Here is an 18,353-nt window from a genome sequence, read left to right on the forward strand (position 1 = left end):
CCAGTGCTAGCCTAGTTTCCATCCGTTGAGAAAAGAGCATGCAACCTGTATAGAATCTAACAACTACTTAATAAGTACGTTAAAATCAGCTCTCTTGGATTTTAACAACGATTTTACGAAAACAGTTTTTTAAAAATAACTTTCTCCAAGTTTCTTAAAGACAGGTTTTTGGTAAGCCTTTTTCTTGTTTGCTGACTGTGGGGGAGCTTCCTTTAGGCCTGTGTATGAAAGTAATAGTTTCTTTGCCTGTGTTAGGGAAAGATTTGACTTAGGGTTTCGAACGGAACTATTCAATTTTCCGAGGTGTGGAAGGGCCTCAAAATCATTTTTTGTGGGCGGGATGTGGAAGGTATATTTCCCGCAAGCCACCAGTACATCCGATTGCTGCTGACTTAATCTAGGGTTTTGGGAAAAATGTAGCCCAACTTTATTCGCTTTCCCTTCTCTTAATAGTTTCATAAGCGCTTCATGCTTAAGATGATATAAGAATTTCGGATTTGGAGCAGTCTTTGCATGACGGTTGACAATGTAGATTGCCTGGGAGAGGTTTTCTATAGTTGGACTTAACGAGGAATATTGTTGCCTTTCGCTTTTCAATATAAAGGCTCCTTTCTCTAAAACAACGTAATATATATATTATACCCTTAATTATGGTAGAAAAAAACAGAAAGCTAGGAAGACAACTTGAATGCAGTGTTAAGGTGTGGGCGAGATTTACATTCAAGTTGGGAATGAACTTCTATCAACCTTTGTTCCTTACCCTTCTCTAGTAAGAGTAAACAAGGTTAGCTCCGGTTTCGATAAAAAACGAAAAGGTAATCTAGTGGTACCAAGGCCGCGGTTCACATAAAGTGTTAATCCATGATTATCGCCTAAATAATAGAAACCTTCAGGGAACAATTCACCATGAGGTGGTGTAACAACCGGACCAAAAAAAGGGATCTGTATCTGCCCACCATGGCTATGACCGCTTAGCTGTAATTGGATATTGTAACTTGAGGCTTCACTAGCAAAATCTGGTGCATGGGAAAGAAGGATTGTGTATGAGTTTTCAGGAAGACCACTGATGGCGGATTCAACATCTGGATGACCTAGCATAGAATCATCGACTCCAGCAACATGGATGAAACTTCCATTTAGCAAAGTTACGGTCTTGGCTTCGTTAACTAGAAGTGTAAATTCTGCCTCTTGGATAATCTTTCGATAAATATCTGATCCGTAGCCCCCGTGATCATGATTCCCGTAGACTGCAAACTTTCCAAATGGAGCTTGTAGCTTAGTTAATGCTTGAACGATTTGCTGAGTTTCTTTAAATTCATTAGGGTTATCCATAAGATCTCCCGTAAAAACAATCATGTCTGGTTCTAATTCGTTTATTTTTTTTATTAACTTGTGAAACTGTTCAAGATTATAGTGAAATCCAAGATGAGTGTCACTAAACTGAACGATTTTAAATCCATTAAATCCATTGGGGAGTAGGGCGCTTGGGAGATTGTGACGTGTGATATCGAGCATATGAGGTTCAATCTCGTGTGCATAATAGTACCCCCCTGTACTGATACCACCTAATGCAAGAGCTCCTCCAAATATACGCTTAATAAATGAACGCCTTGTTAAATTTTTGGCCATATCATATTACCAACCTATTTAAAATATCCCTTTATACTATCAGATATTTAACAAAAAAAGAAGTAGTTAACTAGGTTATATTGAATTATTGAACATGGAGTGAAGGAGCGTTAAGTGGTAAAATAGTGAAAAAAGAGTGTAAAGTGTGAATAAACAGGCACCTGTAATAATTGGATAAAACAGGGAGAGGGATATATGGATGCATTAGATATTCTTACCGATTTAGAGAATGTGATTCCGTTCTTTCAGCCGATTTTTAGCGCGGACGAACATCGAATCATTGCTTACGAAATTCTCGGTCGATACCAAACAGAAGATGGTCCAATCAGTCTAGGACCATTTTTTCAAGATAAAGAAATACCAGATGAATATCGACTTGAAGTTGATTTGACGGTCCTAGAGAAAGCATTTAAAAAGGCGGTTCATCTAGAAAAAGATATTCTATATTTTATCAATCGTGACGCTGAGTTACTGATACATGATGAAGACGAAAGGCTATTAGAACTTATATTATCCTACGGCGAACAGGGGTTAAGTCCAAGGCAAATCGTTCTTGAGGTGTGTGAACGGAATGCGGATGGTGAACTAGAGGATTTGGATCATTTGTTACGATATTACCGAACCTACGGCCTGAAAATTGCGATTGATAAAATGGGAAATGACAGTAGTCATTTGGACCGGATTAGTCAGCTTGAACCGGATATACTCAAGGTAGATCTTCAGGTTATGAAATCAACTGCGGCTGGCCCAGCTTACCAAAATATTTTATTTTCACTTTCAATGTTGGCTCGTAAGATAGGGGCTGCCCTGCTCTTTGAAAATATTGAAACGGTTTTTCAGCTTCAATTTGCCTGGAGGAATGGCGGAAGATATTACCAGGGATTCTATCTTAAAGAGCCTCAAGCTGATTTTTTAGACAGAGGGATATTGAAGGAACGACTAAAACAAGAGTGTCATGAATTTATCTTATCGGAAAAGAAAAAAATCGAAACCTTATTTTCATTGCGGGATGAATTTCAAGGAAAGGTTCAGGAAACCCTTAACCGCAATCGAAAAATCGAAGGATATACCGAGCTGTTAGAAATTCTTGCTAAGGAATTAGATGAGATGGCTTTTAGGATGTATATTTGTGATGAGGATGGATTCCAAAAATCCCCGAATCTCTTTAAAGAGCAGAATGAATGGATTATCCAACCTGAATATGTAGAGAAAAATTGGAGTTGGCGACCTTATTTTCTTGAGAATATCATAAAGATGAGAAATGAAAGAAAAGGGATATTATCAGATCGGTACAATGATATCGAAACAGCGGTAGCAATTAGAACATTTTGTCTCCCAATTAATTCCCAGGAGTTTTTATTTATTGACCTATCATCTTCCTACTTATTTGCGAGGGAAGGCTTATTTTAAAAAAATGGGTATCAAGCCCCGAATTGCAGGGGTTTTAAGTGAAGGTTCATTTTTAGTCGTATTGTGTCAAACTATAAAGGTATTTTACGAAAGATTTAAGTTAAAACCACCCTTTCCTATTGTTAGAATGGTTATTATACAGTGGGGATGAGGAGGACAATAATGGACAAGCGACTTAAAGTCTTCATTTTTTGTGTATTGAGTTTGATCATCGTATTGCCGCTACAAGTGAAATCAGAAAAAGAGTTGCAGCTTGAAAGTGCAACTGAAAAGGAAATACAGGTTGTAGACACAATTAAAACAGAAGTGCATGATTATGATTCGAACGAAACTGTCATTCAAAAAATTGGTGTGGAAGAAAAGCAATCTGAAGACTTCATTCAAGACAAACAAGGAATTTTTGAACACCTAAAGTCCGCTTTTATGGCTCAAGTATCGTTGAGTGAAAAAGGAAGAAGTCTAAAAGAAGTGGGTCTTATCCTAGAACCATATTTTAGTAACTCGTTTATTGAACTCTTTCTGAATGAAAATATTGTAGAAGAAAGCGGACAGTATTTAACATATGGTTCTGATTTTGCGCCTTATTATATCCCGTTTTATTCCTATTCGGATAAAACCAGAGTTGTAAATCATAATGACTCAATCTTTGTGGTTGAATATTTCCCTGCTGTTACGGAAGGTCCAGTGAACTACGAGGGGCATTTTCAAGCAGTAGAAATGGAAAGGGAAGAAAAGGGATTAAAAGTAACAAAAATATGGTATGAAAATATCCCTGAAGAGGTTTTGAATTTCTAAAAGGTGATGGAACAAGGGCAAGTAGAATAAGGAAAAGTGCAGGGCATATTCCATTGGTTGCCCTGCTTTTTCTTTGCCTTTTGCACATCAAAAGATAGCCCGTATGTCCATACCGGGACTCCTTCTTGAAATCAATCTTCAATCTTAAGTGCTTTTGCTAATCGCTTTAGGTCAAAGCCAATGATGACTTCATCATTAACAACGACAGTTGGGGTGGAGAATGCTCCGTAAACCTTGGTCAGCTCATCTCTAGCTTTCTGATCTTGGGTAATGTTTTTTTCAACGAAATCTATTTTATACTCATTAAGAAACATTTTAACGATTTTACAGGGGGGGCAGTCGTTCTGAGTATAGATTGTTGGCTTAGTCATAAGGTGTTTCCTCCGTTACGAATAGTTCTTTGTTACATAATCAATTAGGCCCATGCTGCTCACTTCAAGGTCAAGGGCAAGAATATCGAGAATTGGATCGTCCTCTTTAATTCCTCTTTCTAGTAGATATGCTTTTAGTTTATGGAACAGACGCTGTGTTGTAAGCTTCATACGGGAATCAAAATTATCTTCTTCCTCATAAGCACTTTTTGCTTCGGTCATAAAAATAGGTAGCCAGTATTCAACCTGTCTAAAGGTCTCAGATGGGTTATCCGACATCCCATAATGACCAAAAAAGAGACGTTCTGCCTTTAACTTCTTAAATAAGGTTAGTGAGTGTAGCATTTTATCAGGATCAAATTGGTTTGGTGAAGTGGAAGGGATGTAAAACTCTATTCCTTTTCGTTTCAGTTGCGGATAATAAATACCCGCAGTGTCTCCGATGAATATTCCAGCAACACCAGGATGGTAAATACTAAAATGGTGATTGGCATGTCCTGGAGAATCGTAAAAAGTAAGTAAGCAATTCTCGCTAATCTCTAATGTTTCTTGATCCTCTTTAATTAGGATTCGATTTTCAGCAATTGGTAAGATTGGGTCAAATAGAGAATTAAATTTCTCTCTATAAACTGCTTTTGCACTCGCAATTAATTTCGATGGGTTTGCAAGATGCCGCGCTCCCTTCGGGTGAACGATCACTTGGGCATTCGGGCAATGCTCGAGGAAGAGTCCTGCTCCTCCCGAATGATCTAAGTGGATATGGGTAACGATAACATATTTTACTTCGTCCGGTGCAATACCCAATTCTTTTAGCCCTTCGAGGATATACGGAACCGATGGGCTAGCGGAAGTTTCGATAAGGGTGATATCACGTTCTTTTAGAACATAAGCACCTGTGCGCTCTTCTGTCCCTAAGTCAAGACCATCAATAAGATAAATGTTTTTGGCTAATCGTACTGGTTTTTTCAACAAATTTCGCCCCTTTCCGTACCTTTTGCTTGTACAATGCATGTCATTATTTTATTCTGTTAATATTGGCATGTAAAGGAATAGGAACTGGAATATTCAGAATTTATTTCTGATGGATAGAATCATGTCTATGGTGAAACCTAGTTATAAATTGTTTTTGCTGAAAGGAGAGGAATTGGATGTCACAGCTTCAAGGTATTATTACAAGGTTAAAAAACTTACAAGAACAAGCGGCTAATGGTGAGCCTGCCCAACGTTTTTTTGAGGTGAACGGCGAGCGCAAATGTCAGGTTACATATCATCCAAAAACGGAAACGTATGAGCTAGAGGTTTACAACGAGAAAGAAAAGCCAAAGAAATACCAATTTGATAATATTGATATGATTACCATTGAAATATTCGATTTAATTCAATAACAATTGAGGGCCCTGTGAGGTCCTCTTTTTGTGTACTTTTTCCTCTTACTTTTTCTTATTCATGCGTTAAGATTCTCTGCTGTTAAAAGCATGATAGAAAAAATTATGTTAAAATGTAGAGGATAGAATTCGAAAGCAGGGAGTTTTCGGGGATGTTAAGTTTGAGAAGCGGAGGACTTTTCCAAGTGTACATAAAAGATTTAATAATTCCTTCTGAAAGGGTAGCACATGTACAGGTTGGAAACAGCCTCGAACATGCATTGCTAGTTTTAACAAGGAGCGGGTATACGGCTATTCCTGTGCTTGACCCTCAATATCGTCTACATGGGTTGATTAGTACCCCAATTATTATGGATTCAATTTTAGGGCTAGAAAGAATAGAATTTGAATTACTCGAACAAAGAAAAGTTGAAGAAGTTATGAACAAAAAGATTCCTAGGGTCAATATAGAGGAGACCCTCCAAACAACCTTGAGTTACCTTGTGGACTATCCTTTTCTATGTGTGGAAGATAAAAACGGGTACTTTGAAGGGATTTTGACGAGAAGAGCTGTTCTAAAACAACTAGACGATGCCCAATAGATTAATATGAAAACCCCCGGCTAATCGGGGGTTTCCGTTTTCAGGAGGGGGGATTATACATGGGGAAGGCTTCAAAGTCTCTCCAATCTCAGCCAAAAGACCGTCGAGAGACGAAAAAAACATTTGTGCTAGTCTCTGTTATGTTGGCGACCTTTATGGGAGCGATTGAGGCGACAATCGTCTCGACAGCGATGCCAGAAATTGTAGGAGAGCTTGGTGGCTTCTCACTGTATAGTTGGGTGTTTTCAGCATACTTATTAATGAATGCAGTTACAGTCCTAATATACGGGAAGTTAGCAGACTTGTATGGACGAAAGCCAATTCTTATTTTTGGGATAAGCATTTTCCTTATCGGCTCTATTTTATGTGGGCTAGCCACTTCGATGGAGCTGTTAATTGTTTTTCGTTTGATACAAGGGTTTGGCGCAGGTGCTGTTACCCCTGTTGCGACAACAATTATAGGAGATATTTACACGAAGGAAGAAAGAGCAAAAATTCAAGGTTATTTATCAAGTGTATGGGGAATTTCCGCTGTTTCAGGACCTGCAATTGGGGGCCTACTTGTGGAGTATGTGAGCTGGCGGTATGTTTTCTGGATTAATCTTCCCCTCGGAATTTTAGCCATTTTGGGTATAATGACTTTCTTACATGAAAAGATTGAAAAGAAGAAACATGAGATTGATTACAAAGGTGCCATATTATTAACGATCTCGGTTACTTCGCTAATGATTCTTTTGGTAGAAGGTGGCGTGAACATTGCCTGGTTATCACCGGTCGCTGTGGGTCTTGGGCTAACCTGTTTACTTGCTTTCAGCATATTTATTTATATCGAGAATAAAGCTGTTGAACCGATGATGCCCTTTTCAGTCTGGAAGGAAAAGTCTATTCTCATTGCAAATCTCACATCGCTAACGACAGGTATCATCTTAATTGGGATCTCTAGTTTCTTGCCCGCCTTTGTTCAAGGTGTGATGGAAAGACCGCCAATCATTGCAGGGTTTACGCTAACAGCAATGTCGATAGGTTGGCCGATTGCGAGTACGTTTTCTGGAAAGCTACTTTTAACAATTGGGTTCAGAACGACTTCCTTAATCGGTGGTGGAGCTTTGATCCTTGGGAGTATCCTGTTTGCAACGCTTTCCCCAGAAGCGGGCCCCCTATGGGCGGCTTTAGGTTCTTTTATGATTGGCATAGGGATGGGGTTAACTACCACAGCCTTTATCGTTTCCATTCAGAGCACTGTTTCTTGGGAGCAAAGAGGTGTTGCAACGGCAAGTAATTCGTTTATGAGAAACCTTGGCAATACGATTGGAGCTGCCCTTTTAGGAGGAGTCTTAAATAGTACGATAAAAGCAAATTTAACAGGACATAGCGAGTTTGGGGATAATCTATCACTAGATTCTCTCAATATTCTTTTAAGCGAGGCAGAGCGGAACCAATTAACTCATAATGTGAAGGTGCTCCTCCAAGGTACTTTGACGGAATCCTTACACACTGTGTATATAGTCGTCCTTGTCTTTGCTGTTATAAGTATGTTACTCGTGGCTATGTTGCCAAAAAAAGACTAGTTTCAAGTGAGGTTTGGTTGTTTGTAACTCATGATTCAATAATGAAAGGAAGGGCGTTCATGTCTGCTTTATCAGAGGTCCATCTACTCTCGATCCTTGCTCAGGAGATGAATATGAGAAAGGCTGCCGAGCGCCTATTCGTTTCACAACCTGCTTTATCACAACGCTTGCAAACGATAGAAAAAGAATGGGGAACAAAATTATTTATTCGATCACAAAAAGGGCTTTCCTTAACACCGGCGGGGGAGTTGGTCGTTCAGTTTGCGAATGAGATGCTTGTGAAGGAAGAAAAGGTTCGGGAAACGATTTCAGCCATGGATTCAGAGGTGTATGGGACGCTTAAAATCGCTGTAGCCTCCATTGTGGGACAAAATTGGCTTCCGCAAGTTTTAAAAGAATTTGTTCATAAGCACCCACAAGCTAAAATTTCCTTAGTTACAGGGTGGAGTAGTGAAATTTCAAAATCACTTTATGAGGACCAAGCACATATCGGCATTGTTAGAGGAACACCCGATTGGAAGGGTGTAAAAATGCATTTGTTTGAGGATGGTTTATATCTTGTAGATACAGTCATTTCCCGACCAGAACAAGTGCTAGAAACCGATCGACCTTTTATCCAATTTAAAAGTGATTCTAATTACTATCAAGAAATACAGGATTGGTGGATGCGTAATTTCCAAACATCCCCTAAACGAACCATTATTGTGGACCAAATTGAAACCTGTAAGCAGATGACGATTAATGGAATAGGGTACGCAATACTACCGGAAATCACTTTAAATGGCATAGGTGAAAAAATTTCTAAAATACCACTACTTGATGAGTCAGGGATCCCCCTTAAAAGGGATACGTGGTTGATAGGATATGAATCGGCATTCCAGCTAAAACAAGTTAAGGCTTTTATCGATGTGGTGAAGGAAAATATTGAAAATTTTAAATTATAATGTTCTATTACTTGTCTTGCCTTTCTTTGTTTGGTAAAGTAATTTCAGTGAAAATACATATTGTTGGAGGGGAAATAATGAAGATGATGGATGCGAATGAAATTATCTCTTTTATTCAAAATAGTACAAAATCAACACCTGTTAAGGTTTATGTGAAAGGTGACCTTGATGGAGTGGATTTTGGGTCAAGCGCTAAAACTTTTATTACAGGGAATACTGGGGTAGTTTTTGGAGAATGGTCTGAAATCAAAGCAGCCATTGAAACAAATCAAGAAAAAATTGAAGATTATGTGGTTGAGAATGACCGCAGAAATTCTGCTATTCCTTTATTAGATATGAAAAATATTAAGGCGCGTATTGAGCCAGGTGCAATCATCCGCGACCAGGTAGAAATTGGCGATAACGCTGTTATTATGATGGGCGCTTCCATCAATATTGGAGCTGTTATCGGAGAAGGTACGATGATTGATATGAATGTAGTCCTTGGTGGTCGTGCTACCGTAGGGAAGAACTGTCATATTGGTGCAGGAACGGTTTTAGCGGGAGTAATCGAGCCACCGTCCGCGAAGCCAGTCATCGTAGAAGATGATGTTGTGATCGGTGCCAATGCGGTAGTTCTTGAAGGAGTAACGGTTGGAAAAGGAGCAGTTGTAGCTGCAGGAGCAATTGTGATTGACGATGTTCCTCCATATACTGTAGTGGCAGGAACGCCAGCACGTGTAATCAAAGAAATTGATGAGAAGACAAAATCAAAAACTGAGATCAAACAAGAGCTTAGACAATTATAGTACCTTTAGTAAAGCGTGGATAAACTCCGCGCTTTCTTGCTATTTTATAAGGGGGATTATATTGATGGATTCATTTATACAAGTCAGAAGGGATCTCCATAAAATCCCAGAGCTTGGTTATCAAGAATACAAAACACAAAAGTATTTGCTAGCTTATCTAAAAAATCTTCCTCAAGAGAACCTTGAGATTCGAACATGGAAAACAGGGATCTTTGTGAAAATCAAAGGACAATCTCCACGTAAAACAATTGGCTACCGAGCAGATATGGACGGATTACCGATAACGGAAGAAACCGGATATGAATTTACATCAGAACATGCTGGGCAAATGCATGCTTGTGGTCATGATTTTCATATGACCATTGCTTTGGGCTTGATTACTCATTTTGCTCAACACCCTGTTATGGATGACCTTGTTTTTATGTTTCAGCCTGCCGAAGAGGGACCTGGTGGTGCGGAACCGATGCTACGTACTGATATTATGAAGGAATGGAAACCTGACCTCGTACTAGCTTTACACATTGCTCCTGAGTATCCGGTGGGTACCATTGCAACGAAAGAGGGCTTATTGTTTGCGAATACGTCTGAACTATATATTGACTTAAAGGGAAAAGGTGGCCATGCGGCTTATCCTCATCTAACAAATGATATGATTGTAGCTGCTTGCAGTCTCGTTACCCAGTTACAGACGATTGTTGCACGGAATGTTGACCCATTAGACAGTGCTGTTGTAACCGTAGGGAAGATTACTGGAGGAACTGTGCAGAATATTATCGCTGAGAATGCGAGGATAGAGGGCACCATCCGTACACTATCCCCAGAGTCTATGATAAAAGTGAAGAGGCGCCTTGAAGCAATCGTAAATGGAATTGAAGTTGGCTATGAATGTAAAGCCAGCATTGATTATGGGGCGATGTATCATCAGGTATACAACGAATCCACTCTAACAAAAGAATTTATGGAATTTGTTAGTAGGATGAATGAGGTCGAATTGGTTGAATGTAAAGAGGCTATGACGGGGGAAGACTTTGGGTATATGTTAAAAGAAATCCCAGGGTTGATGTTTTGGCTAGGAGTGAGTTCTGAATATGGTCTACATCACTCGAAGCTGAAACCCAATGAGCGTGCCATTGAAACAGCTATTGCTCTACTGATAAGATATATTGAATATAAGGGAAAGGAATAACTTTCTTAGACCCTTTATGATGAGGTGTACATAATGAAATTACGTGAGCCCATGCCAGACCTATCAGATGCAACAGTTTGGCTTAACGGTGAAGTAACGAGAGAGGACCTTGTTGGGGAAATTCCGACCTTGATTCATTTCTGGTCCATCAGCTGTCATTTGTGTAAAAAGGCGATGCCACAGGTAAATGAATTACGTGATAAGTATAAAGGGAAATTAAATGTCATTGCCATTCATATGCCAAGGTCCGAAGAGGACCGTAACCTCGAGGAAATAAAACAGAAAGCAGTCGAGCATGATATGACTCAACCAATCTATGTTGATGGTGATAACCATACGGTTACAAATCGGTTTGAAAATCAATATGTACCTTCTTATTATTTATTTGATCGAGAAGGCAAGCTTCGTCATTTCCAGATAGGTGGAAGTGGCATGAACATGCTTGAGAAGCGGGTCATTCGGATGTTCAATGAAGAGGGGAAATCAGAATAACAGAAAGTAAGCTGTCAATATGAAAACACGGCCTTTCCGATAGGAGGTCGTGTTTTTTTGTTGTTCTTTATTGATTGAGTGACAAGAAAGATAGTGCTGTTTTTCCTTCCCTTCGTCTTAGAGAAAGGGAACTTCAGTAACCTTTTTCACCATTTCCCGTCCAATTAATTAAATAGAAAAGGGGTGTCTGTTTATGAAGGTAAAAGGGATGTTTACTTTGTTGTTTACTCTCGCCTGCTTTGTGTTAATAAGTTGCAGTGGGCAAGGGGAGTCAAAGGATAGTTCAGCAGGTGATGTTACCTCTGAGATGGCTTTAGATCAGAATTCTGAAAATACCGAAGCTTCATTCGGGTTTACAGAGAACAAATCATCAATGGAAAATGTAGAAAAACAAGATCAAAATAGCGATAATCAGGCAATTAATTCTTCAACATCGCTACCCTCTGAACGAATGGTTATCTACAATGCAGACATTCAGTTAACTGTTAAAAACTACGAAAAAGCACGGACAGAACTAGAGCGTAAAGCAGCTGAAATAGGAGGATACCTTGTTGAGGATACTACAAATAGATACGGTGAGGAACAACTGAGTGGAATGATGGTTTTTAGAATTCCACAACAACATTTCTCCTCCTTTTTACAGAGTGCGGAGGAAGCTGCTGCAGAAGTGACTAATAGACATGTAAGTGGGCAGGATGTTACCGAGGAATTTGTTGACTTAGAATCAAGGCTACGATCAAAAAAGGCTGTTGAAGCTAGACTTCAGAGCTTCTTAGAAGAAGCAGAAAAAACAGAGGATTTATTAAAAATTTCATCAGACTTATCCAAAGTTCAAGAAGAGATTGAGCAACTAACTGGCAGAATGAACTATTTACAAAATCAAACTGCTTATTCAACGGTTACCATTACACTAGAAGAAAATAGCATCCTTGTCCCTGGAATAGATAATAAAGAGTTAAATACCTGGCAGAAGGTTAAAAAACAGCTCGTAGTTAATATTAATTGGCTCTTATCATTTCTCTCAGGCTCAATCGTGCTAATAGCTGGGAACTTACCAATTATTATCCTTTTGGCTTTGGTGATAGGGATACCACTCGTTATCCTGAGAAAACGAAGAAACGTCCGTAATGAAGAAAAAAAGTAATGGAGTAGGGGAATCGTTCCAAAGAAACTAAGTTCAAACCAAAGGATTATGCTAAAATAGGAAATGAAACTGGCGCGTTTTAGGGGGAGCATTATGAAAAAAGAATTTGCTGTTATTGGTCTTGGTCGGTTTGGAGGAAGTATTTGTCAGGAACTTGCAGAGTTAGGGATGCCTGTGCTCGCCATTGACCATAAGGAAGACCGCGTAAATAAATTTGCTGCCATCGCTTCTCATGCTGTATGTGCAGATACAACCGAAGAAAAGGTGTTAAAAGAATTAGGAATCAGAAATTTTGACCATGTCATTGTGGCGATAGGTGATGATATCCAAGCAAGTATATTAACGACTCTTATCTTAAAAGAGCTTGGTGTGAACAAAATTACTGTGAAAGCTCAAAATGATTATCATGAAAAAGTTTTGATGAAAATAGGAGCAGACGTAATTGTTCACCCAGAACGAGATATGGGCAGAAGGATTGCGCATAATATGGTCTCCAATAATGTCTTAGACTATCTGGAGTTATCTGATGAACATAGTATCGCTGAGGTTGTTGCGAGCAATAAGCTTGGTGGTCATTCAATTATAGATTTGAATATAAGAGCAAAATACGGTATTAATATCGTTGCAATTAAAAGAGGGAACGACATCTTGGTATCTCCACAAGCCAATGAAATCATTCAAAATGGAGATATCCTCATTATTATTGGAGCAGATGCGGATATTAATCGTTTTGAGAAAAAGGCATTATAAAAATGCTGACTATGCTACTAAACCTTAAACATCCTTGTTTTAATGAACACTAAAAGACCAGCTGAACTTTCAGCTGGTCTTTTTTATCACATCGATCTGGAATTAGACTTCCATAATGATAGGTAAAATCATTGGACGACGTTTTGTTTTTTCATATAAGAATGGAGCAAGAGTATCTGTAATTTCATTTTTGATTTCAGACCACTGGGTTGTCTTGCGTTCCATCACTTTGTTTAAATGTTTAGAGATCAGGTTTTGCGCATCATTAATCAGGTCTCCAGATTCCCTCATATAAACGAATCCACGAGAAATTAAATCTGGCCCAGCAGAGATTTTGAATTCCTTCATATTAATGCTGACAACGACCACTACGAGACCTTCCTCAGAAAGGATTCGGCGATCTCGGAGTACGATATTACCGATATCTCCAATACCGCTTCCATCAATATAGACTGAACCTGATGGGATTTTCCCTGCAACCTGTGCTTCGCTATCACTTAAAGCAAGAACATCACCGTTATCCATTATGAAGCAATTTTCCTCTGGGACACCACAATCTACAGCAAGTTTAGCATGTACCTTTTGCATTCTGAATTCACCATGAATCGGCATAAAGAACTTGGGCTTAATGAGTCTAAGCATCAGCTTTTGTTCTTCTTGTCCTCCATGCCCAGAAGTATGAATGTCACTTAGCTTTCCATGGATAACCTCTGCCCCAGCACGGGAAAGCATGTTGATTGTTCTGTTTACACTAAGTGTATTACCTGGGATTGGCGAAGAAGAAAATACAACTGTATCGCCAGGGATAATTTGAATTTGTCGATGTGTACCATTTGCAATTCTTGACAAGGCAGCCATTGGCTCACCTTGGCTACCAGTACAAAGAATCGTTACTTTGTTAGCTGGAAGTCGGTTAATCTGCTGTGGCTCAATAAAAGTATCCTTAGGAGCGCGAATATAGCCTAGATCTTGTCCGATAGAAATGGCAGCTTCCATGCTTCGTCCAAAAACAGCAATTTTCCGACCGTTTGAGACGGCAGCTTCTGTTACCTGTTGCAGACGGTGAATGTTTGAAGCAAAGGTAGCAAAGATAACTCGTCCTTCAACTTTCCGGAAAATATCATGAATGCTATCGCCGACACGTCTTTCAGACATCGTGAAATTAGGTACTTCTGCGTTCGTACTATCAGAAAGAAGACATAAGACTCCTTCTTTACCAATCTCAGCCATCTTTGTTAGGTTTGCTGGTTCACCAACGGGGGTGAAATCAAACTTAAAATCTCCAGTATGCACCACTTGTCCTGGAGGAGTTTTTACAACTATTCCATAAGAATCAGGAATACTATGAGTCGTTCTAAAGAAAGTTACAGACGTCTTTCGGAACTTAATGATGTCATCTTCTTTAATCTCAATAAGTTTTGTTTGACGCAATAACCCATGCTCTTCTAACTTATTACGAATCAATCCGAGCGCGAGCTTACCACCATAGATAGGGACATTAATTTGTTTTAATAGGTAAGGAATCCCGCCGATATGGTCTTCGTGTCCGTGGGTTACAAATAGACCTTTAATTTTATCCTCGTTTTTTACAAGGTAGGCATAATCAGGAATGACATAATCTATGCCAAGTAATTCATCTTCTGGGAATTTTATGCCAGCATCAATAAGGATAATTTCGTCCTGGAACTGCACAGCATACGTGTTTTTCCCTATTTCGCCTAATCCTCCCAAGGCGAAAACAGCTGTTTGATCATTTTTAACAAATTTCATAAATTACTCAATCTCCAATACTTCAAAATATTCTTTCTGGCGCTCATATTCAAGATACTGCCCTTCTACTGATTGAATCCGTTCAATATTAATAGGGCGATCAGAAAGTTTCTTACGTACTTCTCGCTCTGAATTAGCCTCAACATATAATGTTTGAGTGTTCTCTCTAACAGGTACTTCCGTAATTTTCTCTTGATAATATACTTTATAAATCATTAAACTCTCTCTCCTTAATTAACATAACTTTTTTTATTATATTAAAAATTTGCATTTTTTTCATTGTTTTCATGAATGAATTAAAGGTGTTAGGATATAAATGCCGATTTTTTCCGCTTTTACCAATGTACAATAAGCAAGGAGCCCTTCGCAAGTTTGAAGGGCCCAAAATTTAAGCGATTGTTTTTTTTCGAAGCATATCTTTCCACTGTCTAAAAAGCTTCCGTCTTAGCTTCTTTAACATTGTGGATCATCTCCTTACCTTTATTTTACTCTATACTTGTCCAAAGGGAAAGCAGACTTGGAAAACTTTATCACAGAATCCTGCTAACCCCTTTTATATATTAGTATTATGTGTAAGGTTTCTAGATTTCCTCGTGGATAAATATGGGATTTTTATTCTGCCAAATTGACATAAATATAGGAAACGCTTAGTGTTAAATTGTAGATACATCTCTGAATTATGAGGTGAAGATTAAGGGATACAAGGGGTTATTTTATGAGTAAAATTATTTTTTTTGATATTGATGGTACCTTATTAAATCATGATAAGAAACTACCTGATTCTACAAAGCAAGCGATTAAATCTCTTCAAGAAAAAGGGATGTATGTAGCAATTGCGACGGGACGTGCCCCATTTATGTTCAAAAATCTAAGAGAAGAACTAGGTATTAATACATTTGTTAGTTTTAATGGACAGTATGTTGTTTTCGAGGATGAAGTGATCTACCAGAATCCTTTAGCTCCAAATCAGCTCGAAAGGCTCCTTACGGTGAGTGAGAAAAATGGTCATCCATTGGTTTTCATGAACAACCAAACCATGAAAGCGTCTGTAAATCATCATGAACATATTGAGACTAGTTTGGGAAGCCTAGAATTCCCACACCCAGAAGAAGATAAAGAATTTTTTAAAAAACATCCAGTTTTTCAAACACTATTATTTTGCGATGAAAATCAGGAAAAAAACTACGTAGGAAATTATCCTGAATTTAAATTTATTAGATGGCATCCTGTTTCAACAGACATATTACCTGCAAACGGTTCTAAAGCGGTAGGGATACAGAAATTGATTAAGAAACTCGGTTTTAATTTGAAGGATGTATATGCATTTGGGGATGGTTTAAATGACATGGAAATGATTAAAACAGTGGGCACTGGTGTTGTAATGGGAAATGCACCAGATGTATTAAAGCAACATGCAGACCACATCACTGCTGATGTTGGGGAAGATGGGATTTTTAAGGGCTTAAAACATCTAGCTCTTATTTAACACACTCAGTCCTAGGAGTTTCGTCGTTGGCACTTTTCCAGATTGAAGAGAAAGGCATTTCTAAGCCAAACCAATTATATGAAAAGAGCAGCTAAGGGTATCAAAACCTATTAGCTGCTCTTTTCGTTAAGATGTGCTATTCGTATTGCCACCAACGTCTTCTTATTAATTCAATTAGACAGTGGATTCGCATCTTGAATTTCTGCAAATGGATCTTCTTTGTTTATGTGGTCATAGAACATGACGCCGTTTAAATGGTCAATTTCATGTTGGAAGACAATGGCAGGAAGCCCCTTTAATCGAAGCTTTATCTTTTCGCCATCCACATTCGTGGCGGTAACCGTAATTCTTGCATATCTTGGGACATAACCAGGGATTTGTTCGTCGACAGACAAACACCCTTCTCCCCCAGGAAGGTAGGCGCGCTCGATGGAATGGCTAATAATTTTTGGGTTGAATAGTGCATAGCTATATAGATTGCCTTTGTCATCGTGAACATGAACAGCGATCATTCTTTTCGAGACATTGATTTGTGGTGCAGCTAGACCTATACCAGGTCGTAATCCGAATTTTTCAGCTAGCTCGGGATTTTGGCTGTTTTTAACAAATTCTAACATTTTATTAAGAATCTCTTTATCTTCATCCGAAGCGGGTAGGATAACCTCATCAGCTGGCTTGCGCAGTGAAGGGTGTCCGTCACGAACGATGTCATCCATTGTTAACATCTTCAGGGTCACCTCTAATTTCATTTTTTTTATTATTCTATTCAATAGTCTATCAAAAGTATATCGAAAAGTTAATTAGGTAATTAAACATACCTATAATTCACTTCTTCATAAGGTTTTTTACGATTACTTATGAAGGAAGGTGGATGAAGATCTAGCTGTTAGCCTAATCTATAAATGTAAGTCTGTGGACTATTGTATTAAAAGGTCTAGGAAATATTGTAAATGATATAAGGAATCGCTATAGTGAAATAGAATGATGAGAGGAGGTTTTATTTTGTTGAATTCACGAAATTTCCCCCTAGTTTTCTTGATTTTTTTTGGGGGGTTGTTCCTTTCTGGTTGTATGAATAAACAATCACCTGCTGAAGAAATGTTCAATAAATTAGAAGAAGTGGTACAGATTGAAAAAACCTTTGAAGCCCAACAAACCCCCTTAATTGAATTAGAGAAGAAGGAAAAAGAAATTTATCAATCCATCATTGAATTAAATATGCAGGAATATGATGAAGTGGTTCGATTAGCAGATGAAGCGATTACGATTACTGAGAAAAGAAAAGAACATATCAATAAAGAACGGGAGAGTATGAATGAATCAAAGGCAGCGTTTGAGACGATACCAGATATCGTTGATGAAATAGATGAAGTAGAATTAAAAGAGAAGGCGACAAATCTGTACAATCTAATGCAAGATCGGTATAAGATTCACGAAGAATTATATAATGCCTATTCTGATGGCCTTGAAAATGATATCCAATTATATAATTTATTCAAGGACAAAGAACTGGAACTCGATCAGTTAGGAGAACAAATTAATAAAGTGAATGCTGCTTATGAAAAAGTGATTGATTTGAACAACAAATTCAATGAAGTAACCGAAGAATATAATCAAAAAAAATTAGAGTTCTATGAAGCAGCAGGAATAGAGATTAACAATAAAGAGTAATAGATTGAGGAGAGAACCGATCCAGGTAGAGGTCGGTTTTTTATTTTATCGAAAAAGTATTTTAGGGTTGAATATTTCGGGTATAGAAGAATGTTATGGTACAGACACTCTATTTTTATAGTACAGAAGAAAAATGGTTTATAATACCCCGATAGTAAAAAAACTTATGATAATACTAAACATAGTATTTGACGTAATCTTTTTATGTGTTGTAAACTGAGTAATGTAAGAGTTGATTGTATCAATCGAGCGAAATAAATTATTAATACAGTTTTGTGTTAAGCTCAATAGTATGGGGAATAAAAAAACTTGTTTTTAGAACTGATGCTATGGGGAAACTACATAAAGGTATTGATTATTTAGTTGTGCAGCGAGTTCTGTCC

The 18,353-nt window shown here is 38.2% G+C and carries 20 protein-coding genes; 13 read left to right on the plus strand and 7 right to left on the minus strand.

All coding sequences use genetic code 11. From position 1 onward, the window contains the following. Window positions 1-129: 129 nt before the first annotated feature. Both H0185_RS12950 and H0185_RS12955 read right to left on the minus strand, forming a co-directional pair. A complete protein-coding gene (locus H0185_RS12950; RefSeq protein WP_221873925.1) occupies window positions 130-597 on the minus strand; it encodes a YkyB family protein in 468 nt (155 codons plus the stop codon). A 159-nt stretch (window positions 598-756) separates the two neighbouring features. After that, on the minus strand, window positions 757-1,629 hold the full coding sequence (locus H0185_RS12955; protein ID WP_221873926.1) for a metallophosphoesterase: 873 nt from the start codon (window positions 1,627-1,629) through the stop codon (window positions 757-759). A 195-nt stretch (window positions 1,630-1,824) separates the two neighbouring features. On the opposite strand from H0185_RS12955, the gene H0185_RS12960 reads away from it, so the two are divergent. Beyond that, window positions 1,825-3,039 carry an EAL domain-containing protein gene (locus H0185_RS12960; protein WP_221873927.1) on the plus strand — a complete coding sequence of 405 codons (1,215 nt, stop codon included), beginning with the start codon at window positions 1,825-1,827 and terminating at the stop codon, window positions 3,037-3,039. A gap of 162 nt (window positions 3,040-3,201) precedes the next feature. Then, window positions 3,202-3,834 (plus strand): DUF3993 domain-containing protein, encoded by a 633-nt coding sequence (locus tag H0185_RS12965; RefSeq protein WP_221873928.1) that lies wholly within the window; start codon window positions 3,202-3,204, stop codon window positions 3,832-3,834. A gap of 131 nt (window positions 3,835-3,965) precedes the next feature. On the opposite strand, the gene H0185_RS12970 is transcribed toward H0185_RS12965, so the two are convergent. After that, on the minus strand, window positions 3,966-4,205 hold the full coding sequence (locus tag H0185_RS12970) for a glutaredoxin family protein (RefSeq protein WP_221873929.1): 240 nt from the start codon (window positions 4,203-4,205) through the stop codon (window positions 3,966-3,968). A gap of 15 nt (window positions 4,206-4,220) precedes the next feature. Further along, complete coding sequence (locus H0185_RS12975) at window positions 4,221-5,174, minus strand: MBL fold metallo-hydrolase (protein WP_221873930.1); 954 nt, start codon at window positions 5,172-5,174, stop codon at window positions 4,221-4,223. Window positions 5,175-5,353: 179 nt separating this feature from the next. Between H0185_RS12975 and H0185_RS12980 the strand changes: the two genes are divergently transcribed. The 9 genes from H0185_RS12980 (at window position 5,354) to H0185_RS13020 (ending at window position 13,043) form a co-directional block, all read left to right on the plus strand. After that, the gene (locus H0185_RS12980) at window positions 5,354-5,590 is read left to right on the plus strand and encodes a YkuJ family protein (protein ID WP_090747719.1); all 237 of its coding nucleotides are present in this window, start codon (window positions 5,354-5,356) and stop codon (window positions 5,588-5,590) included. Between the two features lie 152 nt (window positions 5,591-5,742). Next, on the plus strand, window positions 5,743-6,171 hold the full coding sequence (cbpB, locus tag H0185_RS12985; RefSeq protein WP_221873931.1) for a cyclic-di-AMP-binding protein CbpB: 429 nt from the start codon (window positions 5,743-5,745) through the stop codon (window positions 6,169-6,171). Between the two features lie 59 nt (window positions 6,172-6,230). Further along, window positions 6,231-7,739, plus strand: a complete 1,509-nt coding sequence (locus H0185_RS12990) for an MDR family MFS transporter (protein WP_221873932.1) — start codon at window positions 6,231-6,233, stop codon at window positions 7,737-7,739. 59 nt (window positions 7,740-7,798) lie between these two features. Further along, on the plus strand, window positions 7,799-8,683 hold the full coding sequence (gene ccpC / locus H0185_RS12995) for a transcriptional regulator CcpC (protein WP_221873933.1): 885 nt from the start codon (window positions 7,799-7,801) through the stop codon (window positions 8,681-8,683). Window positions 8,684-8,760: 77 nt separating this feature from the next. Then, a complete protein-coding gene (gene dapD / locus H0185_RS13000; RefSeq protein ID WP_221873934.1) occupies window positions 8,761-9,471 on the plus strand; it encodes a 2,3,4,5-tetrahydropyridine-2,6-dicarboxylate N-acetyltransferase in 711 nt (236 codons plus the stop codon). Window positions 9,472-9,535: 64 nt separating this feature from the next. Beyond that, window positions 9,536-10,657 carry an N-acetyldiaminopimelate deacetylase gene (locus H0185_RS13005; protein WP_221873935.1) on the plus strand — a complete coding sequence of 374 codons (1,122 nt, stop codon included), beginning with the start codon at window positions 9,536-9,538 and terminating at the stop codon, window positions 10,655-10,657. Between the two features lie 33 nt (window positions 10,658-10,690). Next, the gene (locus tag H0185_RS13010; RefSeq protein ID WP_221873936.1) at window positions 10,691-11,149 is read left to right on the plus strand and encodes a TlpA family protein disulfide reductase; all 459 of its coding nucleotides are present in this window, start codon (window positions 10,691-10,693) and stop codon (window positions 11,147-11,149) included. 193 nt (window positions 11,150-11,342) lie between these two features. Further along, a complete protein-coding gene (locus tag H0185_RS13015; RefSeq protein ID WP_246629174.1) occupies window positions 11,343-12,293 on the plus strand; it encodes a DUF4349 domain-containing protein in 951 nt (316 codons plus the stop codon). Between the two features lie 93 nt (window positions 12,294-12,386). Next, window positions 12,387-13,043, plus strand: a complete 657-nt coding sequence (locus H0185_RS13020) for a potassium channel family protein (protein WP_221873937.1) — start codon at window positions 12,387-12,389, stop codon at window positions 13,041-13,043. A gap of 102 nt (window positions 13,044-13,145) precedes the next feature. Here the strand turns inward: H0185_RS13020 and rnjA are convergent, their stop codons facing one another. Next, window positions 13,146-14,813 carry a ribonuclease J1 gene (gene rnjA, locus H0185_RS13025; protein ID WP_221873938.1) on the minus strand — a complete coding sequence of 556 codons (1,668 nt, stop codon included), beginning with the start codon at window positions 14,811-14,813 and terminating at the stop codon, window positions 13,146-13,148. 3 nt (window positions 14,814-14,816) lie between these two features. Continuing rightward, window positions 14,817-15,029, minus strand: a complete 213-nt coding sequence (locus tag H0185_RS13030) for a DNA-dependent RNA polymerase subunit epsilon (protein WP_221873939.1) — start codon at window positions 15,027-15,029, stop codon at window positions 14,817-14,819. A 499-nt stretch (window positions 15,030-15,528) separates the two neighbouring features. Between H0185_RS13030 and H0185_RS13035 the strand changes: the two genes are divergently transcribed. After that, the gene (locus H0185_RS13035; protein ID WP_221873940.1) at window positions 15,529-16,299 is read left to right on the plus strand and encodes a Cof-type HAD-IIB family hydrolase; all 771 of its coding nucleotides are present in this window, start codon (window positions 15,529-15,531) and stop codon (window positions 16,297-16,299) included. A 170-nt stretch (window positions 16,300-16,469) separates the two neighbouring features. Here H0185_RS13035 and def read toward each other — a convergent pair whose 3' ends face one another. Then, on the minus strand, window positions 16,470-17,024 hold the full coding sequence (def, locus tag H0185_RS13040) for a peptide deformylase (protein WP_221873941.1): 555 nt from the start codon (window positions 17,022-17,024) through the stop codon (window positions 16,470-16,472). A 277-nt stretch (window positions 17,025-17,301) separates the two neighbouring features. Here def and H0185_RS13045 point away from each other — a divergent pair, with 277 nt between their 5' ends. Further along, window positions 17,302-17,970, plus strand: a complete 669-nt coding sequence (locus H0185_RS13045; RefSeq protein ID WP_246629175.1) for a YkyA family protein — start codon at window positions 17,302-17,304, stop codon at window positions 17,968-17,970. The last annotated feature ends 383 nt before the right edge of the window (window positions 17,971-18,353 follow it).

It is taken from the genome of Mesobacillus maritimus, assembly GCF_019749255.1.
GTDB classification, from domain to species: Bacteria; Bacillota; Bacilli; order Bacillales; family Cytobacillaceae; genus Mesobacillus_B; species Mesobacillus_B maritimus_A.

Excerpts from the sequence above, each read along its gene's own strand:
- H0185_RS12965 (WP_221873928.1), top strand. The coding sequence starts at position 3,202 with ATGGACAAGCGACTTAAAGTCTTCATTTTTTGTGTATTGAGTTTGATC.
- rnjA (WP_221873938.1), bottom strand. The coding sequence starts at position 14,813 with ATGAAATTTGTTAAAAATGATCAAACAGCTGTTTTCGCCTTGGGAGGA.
- def (WP_221873941.1), bottom strand. The coding sequence starts at position 17,024 with ATGTTAACAATGGATGACATCGTTCGTGACGGACACCCTTCACTGCGC.
- dapD (WP_221873934.1), top strand. The coding sequence starts at position 8,761 with ATGAAGATGATGGATGCGAATGAAATTATCTCTTTTATTCAAAATAGT.
- H0185_RS12980 (WP_090747719.1), top strand. The coding sequence starts at position 5,354 with ATGTCACAGCTTCAAGGTATTATTACAAGGTTAAAAAACTTACAAGAA.
- H0185_RS13015 (WP_246629174.1), top strand. The coding sequence starts at position 11,343 with ATGAAGGTAAAAGGGATGTTTACTTTGTTGTTTACTCTCGCCTGCTTT.
- H0185_RS13020 (WP_221873937.1), top strand. The coding sequence starts at position 12,387 with ATGAAAAAAGAATTTGCTGTTATTGGTCTTGGTCGGTTTGGAGGAAGT.
- H0185_RS13010 (WP_221873936.1), top strand. The coding sequence starts at position 10,691 with ATGAAATTACGTGAGCCCATGCCAGACCTATCAGATGCAACAGTTTGG.
- ccpC (WP_221873933.1), top strand. The coding sequence starts at position 7,799 with ATGTCTGCTTTATCAGAGGTCCATCTACTCTCGATCCTTGCTCAGGAG.
- H0185_RS13030 (WP_221873939.1), bottom strand. The coding sequence starts at position 15,029 with ATGATTTATAAAGTATATTATCAAGAGAAAATTACGGAAGTACCTGTT.
- cbpB (WP_221873931.1), top strand. The coding sequence starts at position 5,743 with ATGTTAAGTTTGAGAAGCGGAGGACTTTTCCAAGTGTACATAAAAGAT.
- H0185_RS12990 (WP_221873932.1), top strand. The coding sequence starts at position 6,231 with ATGGGGAAGGCTTCAAAGTCTCTCCAATCTCAGCCAAAAGACCGTCGA.
- H0185_RS12970 (WP_221873929.1), bottom strand. The coding sequence starts at position 4,205 with ATGACTAAGCCAACAATCTATACTCAGAACGACTGCCCCCCCTGTAAA.
- H0185_RS12960 (WP_221873927.1), top strand. The coding sequence starts at position 1,825 with ATGGATGCATTAGATATTCTTACCGATTTAGAGAATGTGATTCCGTTC.
- H0185_RS13035 (WP_221873940.1), top strand. The coding sequence starts at position 15,529 with ATGAGTAAAATTATTTTTTTTGATATTGATGGTACCTTATTAAATCAT.
- H0185_RS13005 (WP_221873935.1), top strand. The coding sequence starts at position 9,536 with ATGGATTCATTTATACAAGTCAGAAGGGATCTCCATAAAATCCCAGAG.
- H0185_RS12955 (WP_221873926.1), bottom strand. The coding sequence starts at position 1,629 with ATGGCCAAAAATTTAACAAGGCGTTCATTTATTAAGCGTATATTTGGA.